At 69.4% G+C, this 13,524-nt stretch carries 14 protein-coding genes; 8 read left to right on the forward strand and 6 right to left on the reverse strand.

What is annotated here, in order from left to right:
* Positions 1-43: 43 nt before the first annotated feature.
* On the forward strand, positions 44-664 hold the full coding sequence (locus ACIBGM_RS36795; protein ID WP_360537009.1) for a TetR/AcrR family transcriptional regulator: 621 nt from the start codon (positions 44-46) through the stop codon (positions 662-664).
* On the opposite strand, the gene ACIBGM_RS36800 is transcribed toward ACIBGM_RS36795, so the two are convergent.
* Together ACIBGM_RS36800 and ACIBGM_RS36805 are read right to left on the reverse strand one after the other, a co-directional pair.
* Complete coding sequence (locus ACIBGM_RS36800) at positions 610-1,866, reverse strand: MFS transporter (protein ID WP_360537011.1); 1,257 nt, start codon at positions 1,864-1,866, stop codon at positions 610-612. The genes ACIBGM_RS36795 and ACIBGM_RS36800 overlap by 55 nt on opposite strands.
* Positions 1,863-2,429: a winged helix-turn-helix domain-containing protein gene (locus ACIBGM_RS36805; RefSeq protein WP_360537013.1), complete on the reverse strand. Its 567-nt coding sequence runs from the start codon at positions 2,427-2,429 to the stop codon at positions 1,863-1,865. Before ACIBGM_RS36805 ends, ACIBGM_RS36800 begins: the two co-directional genes overlap by 4 nt.
* A 74-nt stretch (positions 2,430-2,503) precedes the next feature.
* Here ACIBGM_RS36805 and ACIBGM_RS36810 point away from each other — a divergent pair, with 74 nt between their 5' ends.
* A complete protein-coding gene (locus ACIBGM_RS36810; protein ID WP_360537015.1) occupies positions 2,504-3,121 on the forward strand; it encodes a dihydrofolate reductase family protein in 618 nt (205 codons plus the stop codon).
* On the opposite strand, the gene ACIBGM_RS36815 is transcribed toward ACIBGM_RS36810, so the two are convergent.
* Positions 3,105-3,839: a DUF899 family protein gene (locus ACIBGM_RS36815; protein ID WP_360537017.1), complete on the reverse strand. Its 735-nt coding sequence runs from the start codon at positions 3,837-3,839 to the stop codon at positions 3,105-3,107. The genes ACIBGM_RS36810 and ACIBGM_RS36815 overlap by 17 nt on opposite strands.
* Before the next feature lie 171 nt (positions 3,840-4,010).
* On the opposite strand from ACIBGM_RS36815, the gene ACIBGM_RS36820 reads away from it, so the two are divergent.
* Positions 4,011-5,249, forward strand: coding sequence for a deoxyguanosinetriphosphate triphosphohydrolase (locus ACIBGM_RS36820; protein WP_396388183.1), 1,239 nt, complete (start codon positions 4,011-4,013; stop codon positions 5,247-5,249).
* On the opposite strand, the gene ACIBGM_RS36825 is transcribed toward ACIBGM_RS36820, so the two are convergent.
* Positions 5,238-7,124 carry an exo-alpha-sialidase gene (locus ACIBGM_RS36825; RefSeq protein WP_396388184.1) on the reverse strand — a complete coding sequence of 629 codons (1,887 nt, stop codon included), beginning with the start codon at positions 7,122-7,124 and terminating at the stop codon, positions 5,238-5,240. The genes ACIBGM_RS36820 and ACIBGM_RS36825 overlap by 12 nt on opposite strands.
* 96 nt (positions 7,125-7,220) lie before the next feature.
* Between ACIBGM_RS36825 and ACIBGM_RS36830 the strand changes: the two genes are divergently transcribed.
* The gene (locus tag ACIBGM_RS36830) at positions 7,221-8,462 is read left to right on the forward strand and encodes an FAD/NAD(P)-binding oxidoreductase (RefSeq protein WP_360537023.1); all 1,242 of its coding nucleotides are present in this window, start codon (positions 7,221-7,223) and stop codon (positions 8,460-8,462) included.
* Here ACIBGM_RS36830 and ACIBGM_RS36835 read toward each other — a convergent pair.
* Positions 8,459-9,310, reverse strand: a complete 852-nt coding sequence (locus tag ACIBGM_RS36835; protein ID WP_360537025.1) for a biopolymer transporter Tol — start codon at positions 9,308-9,310, stop codon at positions 8,459-8,461. The two genes, ACIBGM_RS36830 and ACIBGM_RS36835, sit on opposite strands and share 4 nt — an antisense overlap.
* A 125-nt stretch (positions 9,311-9,435) precedes the next feature.
* Here ACIBGM_RS36835 and ACIBGM_RS36840 point away from each other — a divergent pair, with 125 nt between their 5' ends.
* The 4 genes from ACIBGM_RS36840 to ACIBGM_RS36855 all read left to right on the forward strand — a co-directional run bounded on the left by ACIBGM_RS36840 (position 9,436) and on the right by ACIBGM_RS36855 (position 13,203).
* A complete protein-coding gene (locus ACIBGM_RS36840) occupies positions 9,436-10,572 on the forward strand; it encodes an alpha/beta hydrolase (protein ID WP_396388185.1) in 1,137 nt (378 codons plus the stop codon).
* 64 nt (positions 10,573-10,636) lie between these two features.
* Positions 10,637-12,547 (forward strand): DNA primase, encoded by a 1,911-nt coding sequence (dnaG, locus tag ACIBGM_RS36845; protein ID WP_360537029.1) that lies wholly within the window; start codon positions 10,637-10,639, stop codon positions 12,545-12,547.
* Between the two features lie 9 nt (positions 12,548-12,556).
* A complete protein-coding gene (locus ACIBGM_RS36850) occupies positions 12,557-12,811 on the forward strand; it encodes a hypothetical protein (protein WP_360537031.1) in 255 nt (84 codons plus the stop codon).
* 8 nt (positions 12,812-12,819) lie between these two features.
* Positions 12,820-13,203, forward strand: coding sequence for a hypothetical protein (locus tag ACIBGM_RS36855; protein WP_396388186.1), 384 nt, complete (start codon positions 12,820-12,822; stop codon positions 13,201-13,203).
* Here ACIBGM_RS36855 and ACIBGM_RS36860 read toward each other — a convergent pair.
* A complete protein-coding gene (locus ACIBGM_RS36860) occupies positions 13,187-13,474 on the reverse strand; it encodes a YiaA/YiaB family inner membrane protein (protein ID WP_360537033.1) in 288 nt (95 codons plus the stop codon). The genes ACIBGM_RS36855 and ACIBGM_RS36860 overlap by 17 nt on opposite strands.
* Positions 13,475-13,524: the final 50 nt, after the last annotated feature.

The raw sequence follows: 13,524 nt of genomic DNA on the forward strand, positions 1-13,524 counted from the left end.
TAGTTTGAACAAGGCCGATGGTCAAGCGGAATAGGATCGCGGGGTGGAGAAGGTGGACGGGCGGTTGGCGCGCGGTGACCAGACCCGCCGCGCCGTGCTGCGCCGGGCGGTCGACATCGCCTCGGTCGACGGGCTGGAAGGGCTGTCGATCGGGCGGCTGGCGACCGAGCTCGGAATCAGCAAGAGCGGGCTGTTCGCCCACTTCGGCTCGAAGGAGGAGTTGCAGCTCGCGACCATCCGGGCCGCGCGCCGGATCTACGCGGACGAGGTGGTCGTCCCGGCGTTCAAGTTCGAGCCTGGGCTCGAGCGGGTGTGGCGAATGAGTGAGTGCTGGCTGGACTACTCGCGGCGCCGGGTGTTCCCCGGCGGCTGCTTCTTCCAGAAGGTCTCCCACGAGTACGCCGCCCGCGGGGGAGCCGTCCACGAGGCGCTGGCCGGGGTGCACCGCGAGTGGATGGACCTGATGGAGGACGTCGTTCGCGAAGCGGTCGAGCGTGGCGAGCTGGACGCGGACCCGGCGCAGCTGGCCTTCGACCTGAACGCGTACTACGAGGCCGCGAACCTGGCGTCGATCCTGCACGACAACCAGGCCGGCTACGACCAGGCGCGTCAGTCGATCCGGACCCGGCTGGAGTCGGCGACCGGGTCGGCGCTGCCCTGGTAGGCCGGCAGATCGCGCCGTCCCCGCATCGGCGAGCACAGGAGGACCAGGCCTGCTAGCGGGACGCCGGCTGTGGTGATCCAGAGCGCCGGGCCGAGACCGAGCAGCTCGCCGAGCGTTCCGCCGATCAGTGCGCCGAGCGGGATCGTCCCGTAGTTCAGGAACGACGCTGTCGCGGTGAGTCGGCCAAGCAGTTCCGGCGGGCAGTAGGACTGCTGGAACGTCGCCTTGATGACGTTGCCGCCGACGACCCCCAGGCTGACGCCGAAGCCGCCGACGAGGTACAGCCACGGCCTGACGCTGCTCAGCGGGATCAGCAGCGCGAGCGTCGGCAGGCCAAGCTCGCACAGCAGCAGCGCCCGTGCGGTGCCGAAGCGAGCGGCCAGACGGCGGCCGAGGAACGCGCCGAGAATGCCACCGCTCGTCGCCGCGGCGATCAACGCGCCGACCGTGCCTGCGGACAGTCCCACCTCGCGGACCAGGAAGACGACGATGATGGCCTGGTAGCCCATCAGCGCGAGGTTCGAGACCGCCCCGAAGATCGTCAGCGTCCGCAGCCACACGTCACGTGCGACGAGCCCGATCCCTTCCCGGATCAGGCCGGCTCGACGGCCTTCCGTCGTACGGCGCTCCCGAAAGCGGATCGCGGCCAGGCAGGCGAGCGCGATCAGGAACGTGGTGGCGTCGACAAGCATCGCGTTGGCTGGTCCGGCGTACTGGACGACGAGGCCGCCGCAGCCCATGCCGGCGAGCTGGGCGGCGGACGCGCTGCCGTGGAGTTTGGCGTTGCCCTCGGAGTGGTCGGCCGGGTCGAGCAGCGTCGGCAGGTAGGCGGTGTAGGCGGTCTGGAAGACGACGGCGGCCGCTCCCGTGAGGAGGGCGACTGTCAGCAGCAGGTGGATCGTGAGGATGTCGAGCCAGGCCGCGACGGGGATGGCCGCCAGCAGGAGGAAGGATGCGGCCGAGCTGCCGAGGAGGAGCGGACGGCGGTGGCGTTGGTCGACCCAGGCGCCGACCGGGAGACCGATCAGGAGCCAGGGTGCCCATGCGGCGGCAGTGAGTACGCCGACCTCGAAGGTGCTGGCGTCGAGCAGCGAGATGGCGACCAGCGGCAGTGCGACCGCCGAGGTCGCGCTGCCGAACCGGTTGATCGTCTCCCCGAACCAGAGCAGTCGGAAGTCGCGGTGCCGCCGGAGGAGGCTCATGACCGGTCGGTCTCGTCGTCGGCCGACCGTCGCGGGAACGACTGGAGCTGGACGATGACCCGCTCGGCGTTGTCGCCGGCTGGTGCGACCTTGGTGTAACGGTCGATGACCTCGCCGAGCTCCTCGTTGAGGGCGGTGAGTTGCTCCGGCGTGAGCCGGAGATCGCGCCAGTCGGACAGCGCTGCTGCGTGCTGCCACTCGCCCGGCCAGTTCTCGTCGACGTACGTCCGGACGCGGTCGAAGTACCGCTCGACCAAGTGCCGGAGGTAGACGTCGAGCGCGCCGCTGGTCTCGGGGTCGTCGCGGAACTCGGCCGGGTCCAGGACGGTCCGGCCCGGGATCCGCCACCAGCGCTCGCGCTTGGTGCCGCGCTCGACGTCCTCCTCGATGTAGCCGTGCTCGGCGAGCAGGCGCAGGTGCCAGCTGATCGTGCCGGTGTTCTCGCCCAGTCGCTCGGACAGGGTGGTCGAGGTGGCCGGGCCGTCGAGCTCCAGGGCCTCCAGGATGTTCATCCGGAGCGGGTGCGCAAGTCCGCGCAGGCTGCGGGCATCGATCCGTCGCATAGTTGCAGAGTAGTCTCTGCAGAGAAGTCTCTGCAAGATCCGGATTGTCGGTGGGCTCACCTAGCTTGGGCGGCATGCGGCCTCATGTGGTGGCTCAGGTGGCGGTCTCGCTCGACGGGATGACGTCGGGATTCGCTGTGGATCTCGCCCGGTTCTACGCGCTGGCCACGCTGTGGCAGGAGGACGTGACGCTGACCGGCGCCGACACGATCCTGGCGCAGGAGGAGGCCGTACGGTCTGCTCCGCACCCGGGGCCGCGCTCCGACGGTCCGCTGCTCGCGGTCGTGGACAGCCGGGCGCGGGTGCGCTCGTGGGAGGGGCTACGGCAGCTCGGCTACTGGTCCGACGTACTGGCCTTGTACTCCGATCAGACGCCGGCTCGGCCGGTGGACAGCACGATCCGCGAGCTCGTGACCGGCTACGACCGGGTGGATTTGGTCGAGGCGCTGGACACTCTCGGACGCCGCGGCGTGCGGGTTGTTCGAGTTGACTCCGGTGGTGAGCTGCTGCGGGCGTTGCTGGACGTCGGCCGGGTGGACGAGCTCGCGCTGCTCGTCCACCCGGTCGTCGTCGGCTCCGGCCGCCGCTGGTCCGACGGGCACGAGCTGGATCTCGAGCCCGCCGGCACCGAGGTCTTCGAGGGCGGCGTTGTCTGGCTTCGTTACTGCATCCGTCCTAGTGGTCCGCGGTGAGGTCGTCGTTGCGGCCGGCCTCGAGGCGGGACCAGTGCGGCATCGGGCGTCCGTCGCTGATCAGGCCGCCGGGCTCGAACTCCTGCGGCCAGCCCTCGGGGGAGTCCTCGTGCGTCTCGCGGCGGCCGTAGACGGTGAGGTCCATCAGCGAGTAGCTGTTGTCCATCACCTCGACGCCGCGCACGGTCGTCCACCAGGTCTCGAACACCCGGTCGCCGTCGCGGACGTAGGAGATCAGGTGCATGCTGTTCTTCACCCGGCCGACCAGGAGCGTGTCGAGGGAGTCGGCGGCGGAGTACCACGGCATCGTCCAGCCCATGAAGTCGTGGTAGCGGCGGCCCTCGTCGTACGGGCCCTGGGCGAAGACGGCGTACGTGATGTCGCGGGAGTGCAGGTAGGACAGCTCCGCGACGTGGGTGTTGCACCAGGTGCAGCCCTGGCACTGCTCGGCCGCGGGGTGGCCTGGGTGCCACATGAAGTAGTAGGCGAGGAGCTGCTTGCGGCCTTCGAACGCGTCGAGCAGGGTCAGCGGTCCGTTCGGGCCGATCAGCTGGGTGCTCGCGTCCACTTCGACCATCGGCAGCCGGCGGCGGGCCGCGGCGATCGCATCACCTTCGTGGGTGTGCGCCTTCTCGCGGACCCGGAGTTCCTCGATCTCGGCTTCGAAAGCCTCCCGGTCGACGATGGGAGGCAGGTTCGTGGTCGTCGCGTCCTTCATGACTGGTTCCTCTCTTTCGGTCATGATCGGGACGTCGGAGCGGGTATGCCGGTCTCGACCTGACCCTTGTCCTGTTCCGGGTTTCCTTTTGTGGTGTTCACGAAACTGCCTGACCGGGGCGGTGGGGTGGGCCAGGAAAAATGTCCGTGGTCACCGCTACTGTTTGCAGTGATGAGGAAGCAGCATGAGTGGTACGACGAGCACGACGCAGAGCGCTGGGTGCCGGAGCCGGTCAAGCGGCCGGGGCGGACGGCCTTCGCTCGCGATCGCGCGCGCGTGCTGCACAGTGCCGCGCTGCGTCGGCTGGCGGCCAAGACGCAGGTCGTGACGGCGGGTAGCGACGACTTCGTCCGGAACCGGCTCACCCACAGTCTTGAGGTCGCGCAGATCGGCCGGGAGTTGGCGTCGACGCTCGGCTGCGATCCGGACATCGTCGACGCGGCCTGCCTGTCGCACGATCTCGGGCATCCGCCGTTCGGGCACAACGGCGAGCGGGCGCTCGACGCGGTCGCCGCGGAGATCGGCGGGTTCGAGGGCAACGCGCAGACACTGCGCCTGCTCACCCGGCTGGAGTCGAAGACGTTCGACGCGGACGGTCGCAGCGTGGGCCTGAATCTGAGCCGGGCCACGCTGGACGCCTCGACGAAGTACCCGTGGGCGCGGCGTCCGGGCGAGCGCAAGTTCGGGGTGTACGACGACGATCTGGCCGTCTTCGCGTGGTTGCGCCAAGGGGTCGGTGAGCGGCGCTGCCTGGAAGCGCAGGTGATGGACTTCGCCGACGACGTCGCGTACTCGGTGCACGACGTCGAGGACGGGATCGTTGCCCACCACATCGACCTGGCGGCGGTGGACGCCGAGCGGGCGCCGTACTGGGAGATCGTCCGGCAGTTGTATTTGCCTGAGGCAACCGACGCGGAGCTGGACGAGGGCTGGCGGCGGCTGACCAGCCTGCCGTACTGGCCGGGTGCCGGCTTCGACGACAGCCGGCGAGCGCTCGGCGGGTTGAAGGACCTGACCAGCCAGCTGATCGGCCGGTTCTGTACGGCGGCCGAGCAGGCGACGCACGCGGTCTTCGGCCGCTCCCGGCTGATCCGCTACGAGGCCGACCTGGTCGTCCCCGACGGCACCCGCGTCGAGATCGGTCTGCTCAAGGGCGTCGGCATGTTCCACGTCCTCAACTCCCCGGAACGCCAAGCCCGCCGAGCCTCCCAGCGCGAGCTCCTGACCGAGTTGGTCGAAGCGTTGTGGAAGTCGGGGCCGGCCCACCTCGACGCCGCGTTCAAAGCCGACTTCACCGCGGCGGCCGACGACGACGCCCGGCTGCGCGTCGTCGTCGACCAGGTCGCATCCCTCACCGACCCGTCAGCCGTGGCCTGGCACGCTCAGTTCGTCGGTCCGTCAGCGGACTGAGGTGAACGGCAGGTCCAGGCCGAGCTGGGTGCGGATCGGCTTGTTGGTGAGGCGGATCTGGTTGAGCTCGGCGGGGGAGAGGACGCGGCGGTAGACGCGGACTTCGTCGACGGTGCCGTTGAAGCGGTTGGCGCCGTCGACGCGTTGGCCGACATGAATGCCCTGAACGCCGAACTCCTGGCCGGCCGTGACCGATCCGGGCGGGGCAGTCGCCGAGCCGACCTCGGTGCCGTCGACGAGCAGACGGAGCTTGCCGTCAGCGCGCTGGAGAACGACGTGGTGCCACTGGTTGTCGTTGTACGCCGACGCCGACTGCACCGTGATGTTGAAGCGATCGACCGCCATCAGCGCCCGGATCCGGTTGCTCTCCGGCTCGGCGCGCAACCAGACCTGCGGGGTCGTCCCCGAGCCGGTGCGGAAGGCCCACAGGATCGCGTGTGATCCGGTGGTGGCGCCGTACTTGATCCACGCCATCATCGTGAAGTCCTGCGCACCAAGGTCGATCGACCGGTCGAACGGCACCTCGACGCGATCGTCCACCCCGTCCAACGCGAGCCCGGTGCCGAACTTGCCCTCGGCAACCGTCGCCCCGCCGCGCACGTACGCCGGGTTGTCCGCGGGACCGACGTCAGGCGTCATCGGACCCGGCGCGGGCGGACCGGGGATGCCCGGCGGAGTGCCGTTCGGCGTCGCCAGGTAGGCCTCGTTGAACCGCGCGTACCGGATCGACTCGTACGGCGTCGCGACGCCGGCCTCATAGAGCAGCGCGGCCTGGTCACCGTCGAGCCGGACCATGTCGGAGTACGCCGTCGGGCCCCAGTAGAAGACCTTGCCCTGCTGCCAGGTGTCCCAGGTGCGTGCTTCGTCGTACGACGACCGGATTGTCATCACCTCACGCGCGGACGGATGCGCGGGCGCGGAGAACAGGATGCGGTTACGCCGATCGCCTTCATTTCGGGCGCTGAACCGGAGCAACGAACCCTGGACGTCGGGCATCACCAGCCGGGGCAGGGTCCGGAACGGCCGGTCGAAGGTCTCGCCGCCGTCGCTGCTGACCGCGTACGCGCGGCTGCCCGGGTCGGTGCCGCGCTCACGTGCCAGCGCGTAGATCCGGCCGTCGGTCAGCTCGACCACTGTGACCTCCTGCGCGATGACGGCACCGTCGTCGCGGGAGGTGGTCGCGCCGATGTGCCAGGTCTGGCCGGAGTCGTCGCTGTAGAGCAGGTGCGTGCCGTAGACGTGCGCGCCGGTGCCGTCGTACGACTCGAAGCTGGCGCCGACAATCAGACGACCCGCATGTCGACCATGTTGGATCTGGATGCCGTGCATCGGGCCGGTCGCGTACCAGAAGTTCCAGCTCGGCAGCTTGCCCTCGGTCATCTCCCGCGGCGCTGTCCAGGTCGCGCCGGTGTCGTCACTGGTCTGGACGTACGGGTCGCGGTCGCAGCCGTTCGTACAGGGTGCCGCGCCGTTGTGGGTCGTCACCAGGACGATCCGGCCAGTCCGATTGTCGACAATCGGCACCGGGTTGCCATGAGTGCTCCCGCTTCCCTCGGAGACCACCTGCAGCGGGCCCCACGTCTTGCCGCCGTCGGTCGATCTGCGCAGTACGACGTCGATGTCGCCGTCGTCACCGCAGTCCGCGACCCGGCCCTCGGCGAACGCGAGCACCGTGCCGTTGGCCGCCCGCACGATCGCCGGAATGCGGAAACACGCGTACCCGTTCGTCTTCTGCTCGAACAGCACGCTGTCTTCGTGCAGTGGGGCCGGGTCTGGTGTGGCAGCGGCGACCGGTGGACCGGTGAGGGCTGCCAGCAGTAAGCCGGCGGCGAGCAGGGCGGTGCCTGCGAGGCGACCGGGGAGGGTCATGGGCATGGGCTCTCCTGGCAGGACATAGGACGTATGATGTCCTGTGAAAAGGTAAGCCCTGCGTCGCGCGCGCCACAAGGCCCCGGCCACTAGAGTCTGGGTATGACCGATGCAGAGCAGATTGTCATCGTCGGCGCGAGTCTTGCGGGGGCGACCGCAGCCGAGGAACTCCGGAACGACGGCTGGACCGGCGGCATCGTCCTGATCGGCAGCGAGACCAAGCTGCCGTACGAGCGACCACCGTTGTCCAAGGGCGTCCTGCTCGGCAAGGACCAGACCGACGTCGCCCAACTGCACGACCAGCAGTGGTACGACGACAACACCATCGACCTGCGGCTCGGCACCACCGTCACGGGCATCGACGCCAAGGCCCACACCGTCACGCTCGACGACGGCTCCCAGCTGTCCTACAGCAAGCTCCTGATCGCAACCGGAAGTCGGGTCCGGCGGCTCGACGTACCGGGCGCCGACCTGCCGGGAGTGAGGTACCTGCGCACGGCCGAGGAGTCACAGGCGCTGACCGACGCGTACGCCGCCAAGCCGCGAGTCGTCGTGGTCGGCGCGGGCTGGATCGGACTCGAGGCCGCGTCGGCTGCGCGGGAGCGCGGCTGCGAGGTGACCGTGGTCGAACCCCAGTCCACCGCGCTGGCCGGCGTACTCGGTGAGCAGGTTGGCGAGCTGTTCGCCGACCTGCATCGGCAGCACGGCGTGACCCTGAAGTTCGGCACTGGCGTCGAGGCGTTCGAGGGCGACGACAAGGTGACCGGGGTCCGGACCTCCGACGGTGAGGTGCTCCCGGCGGACCTGGTGATCGTCGGCGTCGGCGTCCAGCCGAACACCGAGCTGGCCGCGGACGCCGGGATCGAGGTCGCCACCCCGGACAACGGCTCCGGCATCGTCACCGGGCCGGACCTGCGCACCTCGGCGGAGGACGTGTACGCGGCCGGCGACGTGGTCCGGTGGGAGCATCCGCTGTTCGGCCGGCCGGTCCGGGTCGAGCACTGGCAGAACGCGAAGGACACCGGGAAGTCCGCGGCGAAGGCGATCCTCGGCCAGGACGTCGCGCACGACGCGATCCCGTTCTTCTTCACCGACCAGTACGACCTGGGCATGGAGTACGCCGGTGATGTGCCGCGCGGGACGTCGTACCAGGTGGTGCTGCGCGGCGACCCGGCCTCGGGTGCCTACCTCGCGTTCTGGCTCGACGACGACCGACGCCTGCTGGCCGGCATGCACGTCAACACCTGGGGCGCGATCGACGCCGTCCAGGACCTGATCCGCTCCGGCAAGCAACTCGACCCGGAACGCCTGGCCGACACCTCGATCGACCTGGCTGAGGTCTAAAGCGGATACGCCACGTACGCAAAGGAGCCGCTGTCCGGCGACCAGCTCGGCACGTTCATCGTGCCCTGGCCGCCGAACAGCGTCGCGATCTCACGAATCTCGCCCTGCGGCGTCAGCAACCGCAGCCGTACGTCGTCGATGTCCGCGGGATGCCCTTCGGTGCCGGGCGGGAAGCTGACGTAGGCGATCGCCGACCCGTCCGGCGCCGGGTGTGGGAACCAGTTCACCCGCTCGTCGGACGTGAGCTGCTCGGCCTCGCCGCTGCTCACCGAGATCCGGAACAGCTGAGCATGCCCGGCTCGCTCGGAGTTGAAGTAGATCCACTTCCCGTCCGGGCTGTACTCCGAGCCGTCGTCGGCGTGCTCGTCGTTCGTCACCTGCACATCCGCGCCACCGGCCGACGGGATCGTCCACACGTTGGTGATCCGGCGGCCGTCCACGTGCTCCAGACCGATGTACGCGAGCGTCCGGCCGTCCGGCGAGACCCCGTGCAGATAGTGGTGGAACCCGGGCCCGCGATCGTTGCTCACCCTGCGCGGACCGCCGCTGCCGTCGAGCGGTACGGCGTACAGGTGTCCGTCGTCCGCCGACACGAAGATCGCCGTACCGTCCGGGCTCAGCACATGGTCGTTGTTGACCGGCGGCACCCCGCCGAGCTCGATTTCCTCGAGCCCGTCGTCGACCCGGAACAGCCGCCCGTTCCCGTTGACGATCAGGTCACCACGCGGCGTCCAGTTGGGTGCTTCGAACAAGACCGTCGACGAGCTGAACACCAACCGCCGCTCACCACTCGCGACATCGACGACAAAGAGCTCGGACCGTTGACCAGGGCGAAGAGTACGTGGCACACGCCCATCTTGCCCGAGTCCGGACAGGCCCATGACAACCGGTGCCTCGACGGCCTGCGAATCCAGGACCTCCGGCCCTGATCGGCTTGCTCGGGTGTTCCTAGCGTTGCAGGTGGAGGAGCGCAATGAGCACGATTCGATCTCAGCCACCAGTACGCCGGCAGCGCCCGCGTGCGCCGGCGGGCGGGACCGAGCCAGGCATCATGCTCCGCGCGGTCGCCTTCCTGGCCGGATGCGTCGCGACTGCGATCGGGGTCGGCCTCGGCCTGCCGCACTTGGTCAAGACGGGAGTCGGCCCGACCGCCTTGGCCGGGTTGGTCTGTCTGACTGCCGGACTGGTGCTGATCGGAGCAGGTGGAATCGCCCTCGTCCGTGCGATCCCCGGCTGGTGGCGGGTCCTCGCCGTACCGGTGCTGTTGTCAGTGCTGCTGATCAGCTTGACGGCGCTCGGCCAGGCGGTCGCGGTGACGAATGTTCCGGACACCGCCGTCGGCGCGGAGACACCGGGGAGCCGCGGCGTCGCGTTCACCGAGGTGGAGTTCGGCACCGCTGACGGCGTCACCTTGTCCGGGTGGTACATCCCGTCCGCGAACCGTGCGGCTGTGGCGATGCTGCACGGTGCCGGATCGACCCGGTCGGATGTGCTCGACCATGCCGTCGTACTGGCCCGGCACGGGTACGGCGTCCTGCTCTTCGACGCGCGAGGACACGGCCGGAGCGCGGGCCGGGCGATGGACTTCGGCTGGTACGGCGACCTCGACGTCGGCGCCGCTGTGACCTACCTGGCGACGCGGCCGGACGTCGACGGTGCGCGGATCGGTGTGCTCGGTCTGTCGATGGGAGGCGAGGAGGCGATCGGGGCGGCCGCCGCGGACACGCGGATTCGCGCGGTGGTCGCCGAGGGTGCGACCAACCGGACGACGGCGGACCGTGCATGGATGTCGGACGAGTACGGCCGGCGGGGAACTGTGCAGGAAGGCCTCGAGTGGCTGACCTATCAGGCCACTGCGCTCCTGACGCCGGCCCAGGCGCCGATCGGGCTGCGGGCGGCAGCCCTCGCAGCGGCTCCCCGCCGGGTGCTGCTGATCGCAGGCGGTGCGAAACCGGACGAGGAACACGCGGGCCGGTACATCCGGTCGGGCTCGCCCGGCACTGTCGAGCTGTGGGTCGTCCCGCAGGCAGGCCACACGGCCGGCCTCCGGACCGATCCCGGCGAGTGGGAGCGGCGGGTCACTCACTTCCTCGACGGGGCGTTGACCTGACCTTCCGGCCGCGGTTCGCCGTCCCGCGGGGACGAATCCTTGGCGATGATCGTAGACTCGCGGGGTGGCAGGCAGGATCAAGGACGAGGACATCGCGCTGGTGCGCGAGCGGGCCCGCATCGACGACATCGTCGGCTCCTACGTGACCTTGAAGAACGCCGGCGGCGGGAACCTGAAGGGGTTGTGCCCGTTCCACGACGAGAAGTCGCCCTCGTTCAACGTCACCCCGTCGCGCGGATTCTTCTACTGCTTCGGCTGCCAAGAGGGCGGCGACGTCATCGACTTCATCCAGAAGATCGACCAGATCACCTTCCACGAGGCCGTCGAGACGCTGGCCGCCAAGGTCGGGATCCAGCTCCGGTACGACGAGTCCGGCGCGCCGATCCAGCGCGGTCCGGGGAACCAGCGGCCGCGGCTGGTCGAGGCGCACAAGGTCGCCGCGGAGTACTACGTCGAGCAGCTGTTCGGCGCCGCCGACGCGACGCTCGGGCGGCAGTTCCTGGACCAGCGCGGGTTCGACAAGGACGCGGCGGTGCACTTCGGGGTCGGGTTCTCGCCGCGCGGCGGGGAGGCGCTGACCAACCACCTGCGCGGTCGCGGGTTCACGAACGCGGAGCTGGTCGCGTCCGGGCTGTCGGCGGAGGGCCAGCGCGGCCTGTACGACCGGTTCCGCGGCCGGCTGATGTGGCCGATCCGGGACGCCACGTCGGAGGTGATCGGGTTCGGCGCCCGGCGGCTGTTCGACGACGACCGGATCGAAGCGAAGTACCTGAACACGCCTGAGACACCGATCTACAAGAAGTCCAAGGTACTGTACGGCGTCGACCTCGCCCGCCGCGAGATCGCCAAGGGCCGCCAGGCCGTCGTCGTCGAGGGCTACACCGACGTGATGGCCTGCCACCTGTCCGGCGTCCAGACCGCGGTCGCGACCTGCGGGACGTCGTTCGGCGACGACCACGCGCGGGTGCTACGGCAGTTGCTGCTGGACCACGACCAGTTCCGCGGCGAGGTGATCTTCACCTTCGACGGTGACGAGGCCGGGCAGCGGGCGGCGTTGAAGGCGTTCGCGGGGGACCAGGCGTTCGCCTCGCAGACGTACGTCGCGGTGGAGCCGGACGGGCTGGATCCGTGCGACCTGCGGCTGCAGAAGGGCGACGCGGCGGTCCGTGAGCTGATCGGCCGGCGGGTTCCGCTGTACCGGTTCGTGCTCTCGAACGTGCTGTCGAAGTACGACCTGGACCGTGCGGACACGCGGATCGACGCGCTGCGTGACGCGGCGCGGCTGGTGGTCAGCATCCGGGACCGGTCGAAGGTGGACGCCTTCACCCGTGAGCTCGCCGGGCACCTCGGGATGGAGGTCGACCAGGTTCGCACGGAGGTCTACCGCGCTGCGTCCCGGCCGGCTCCTGCTGTCGGCGCGGATCGGTCTCCGGGAGGCGATCGGGCTCACGGTGGTGAGGCTCCGGTGCCGCCCGTCCGCGTGGATGTGCCGTCGCCCCGGGACCAGCGGTTCGTGATCGAGTGGGACGTGCTGAAGGTCGCGATGCAGCACCCGGCCTTGCTGGGCGTGGCGTTCGACGAGCTCGACGACCACGACTTCACCCACCCGTGGCTGGCCGCCGTACGCTCCGCGATGGCGAAGGTGGGCGGCCCGTCCGCTGCGCCTCCCGGTGAGGCGTGGGTGGTCGCCGTACGCGATGCCGTAGGCAACGATCCGGCCGCGGCCGTGGTCGGCGCACTGGCCGTGGACCCGTTGCGCCTCGGACGCGAGCCCGACGCGGCCTACGCCCTGGCGCTGCTGGCCCGCTTGCAGGAGCTGACCTGCGCCCGCCGGATCCAGGACCTCAAGTCCAAGCTCCAGCGCACCAACCCGATCGACCGCGCCGACGACTACAACCGGATGTTCGGCGAGCTGATAGCCCTCGAGGCCTACCGCTCCGACCTCCGCAAAAAAGCCATCTCCGGCGCCCTCTAGGCTCTTGCCATGACCCAGCCACCAGGGCAACTACCGCGCCCGCCGCGCCTGTTCCGCGCGGACTACGTCCTAAGCGGCCAGGTCCGCCTCGAGGGCTACCCGTTCCGCTACATCGCCCTCACCGCCGAAGGCCACCTCGGCAACCAGGCCTTCGACGTCGTCCTCAGCGCGGTCGAGCTCCTCGAAACCCTCGGCTGGGAACTCGTCAACCTCACCGACAACGACCACTTCGACCCCATAGCCTTCCTCCGCCGCCGCTACTGACACTGCCCGTGTGGAAAACAGCCGCCGTCCTCGCCTGGATCCCGGGCCTCGGCTTCGGCCTACCATGCGCATACGCGATCTGGCACCTGGCTGAGTTCGGCACGGTGTGGACGTTCCTCGGTTTCCCGACGTACGGCGGCGGTCCCTTCGAATCCGTCGGTCTCGAGACCACCGTCCCGCTCCTCGTGGCCTTCTTGGCCGTCTGCGTCGCCGAGGTGGTACTCGGCTACCTCCTCTGGACCCGCCGAGCCGCACCTCTCGCCTTCGCACTCCTCCCCATCGAACTAGCCTTCTGGATAGGCTTCGCCCTCCCCCTCGGCCCCCTCACCGCCCTCCTCCGAACCGCCGTTCTGATCAGGGGGCGTGCGCCTGGTTTCAGGGGTCGACCTTGAAGGGGTCGTGTTCGGTGAGGAGTTTGTCGAGGCGGGCCTGGTCGACGCGGTTGGTGACTTCGGAGAGTTCCTGGCGGTCGCGGATGACCTTCGAGAGGGTGATCGTCGAGGTGACGACGTACAGGAGGCCCAGGGCGAGGAAGGCGCGCACCCAGCCGGCCGCCGGCAGGTAGGCGAGGGCGACGACCATGGCGATCACGGAGATGGCGAAGGACAGCACAGCCTGCACGTAGTACGCCGCGGTCTGAGACGGCTGAATGGTTTTCGTCATGCGTCACATCGTCGTCGTCGCTGTAGGTACGACGCATGCGCCGAACTACT

It is taken from the genome of Kribbella sp. NPDC050470, assembly GCF_044458365.1.
Classification (GTDB): Bacteria; Actinomycetota; Actinomycetes; order Propionibacteriales; family Kribbellaceae; genus Kribbella.